Origin of the sequence: Vibrio sp. Vb0598 (genome assembly GCF_033338935.1) — a bacterium.
Lineage (GTDB): Bacteria > Pseudomonadota > Gammaproteobacteria > Enterobacterales > Vibrionaceae > Vibrio > Vibrio alginolyticus.
Genome location: NZ_JAWOTP010000240.1, coordinates 1 through 1,117, shown reverse-complemented (window position 1 = coordinate 1,117; position 1,117 = coordinate 1). Strand labels below are relative to the sequence as shown.

Here is a 1,117-nt window from a genome sequence, read left to right as displayed (position 1 = left end):
AACCATCAATAAAGTTTGCGGTTCGGGAATGAAAAGCGTCATGCTTGCTCATGATTTGATCAAAGCTGGCACTATTCGAACGGCTGTTGCTGGAGGTATGGAAAGCATGACGAATGCGCCCTATTTGTTGAAAGAGGTGCGCAATGGCATGCGATTAGGGCATCACTCCACTTACGATCACATGTTTCTCGATGGATTGCAGGATGCCTACGAAGGGCACTTGATGGGCGTCTATGCTCAGCAAATTGCAGATAGGCTCAAATTCAGCCGTGAGAAAATGGATGAGTGGGCAACCATGTCTGCAAAACGAGCGTTAGAAGCGCAAGAGCGTGGTTTGTTTGATGATGAAATTGCACCAATTGACATCCGGACAAAAACTGCCACAACCCATCTCGATTATGATGAGCATCCTCGCTCCATCGATCTAGAAAAAATTCCTCAGCTCAAACCCGCTTTCGATAAAAAAGGCTCAGTGACTGCGGCCAATTCCAGTGCCATTTCCGATGGTGCAGCCGCGTTGAGTTTGATGGATGAAGAAACGGCGCGCCACCAAAATCTTACCCCGCTTGCCATCATCAAATCGCACGCGACTCATGCGAGAAAACCGGATGAGTTTACGTTAGCTCCGGTCTACGCCATTGAACAACTGTTGTCGCAACTGGATTGGTCGATTGACGAAATTGATCTCTGGGAAATCAACGAAGCCTTTGCGGTAGTGACACAAATTGCGGTTGCGGAATTAGGGCTTGATTCAAGCAAGGTCAATATTAAAGGCGGAGCTTGTGCGCTCGGGCATCCAATTGGTGCCAGTGGGGCTCGCATTTTGGTCACATTGATCCACAGTTTACGACAGCTACAAGCACTGGGGATTGATGGGGATGCAAGCAACAAGAAAGTGATGCGAGGCGTTGCGTCACTGTGTATTGGCGGTGGCGAGGCGACAGCGATAGGTATCGAGATCCCGCTGTAATTTCTGCACAGTTAACAAAGGAGTAAATGATGACTCGTTTGGTTCCCTTATTTATTGATGGTGAGTTTCGTGAGTCTCAAACCTCAGATTGGGTTGAGGTCACCAATCCCGCCACCAGTGACGTAATCGCGTATGTGCCATGTTCGA

General features: G+C 48.5%; 1 protein-coding gene. It reads left to right on the top strand.

The genetic code is table 11. From position 1 onward, the window contains the following. Positions 1-970 (top strand): thiolase family protein (locus R7Q38_RS24385; RefSeq protein ID WP_318114652.1); only part of this gene is annotated, 970 nt, incomplete at its 5' end. Positions 971-1,117: the final 147 nt, after the last annotated feature.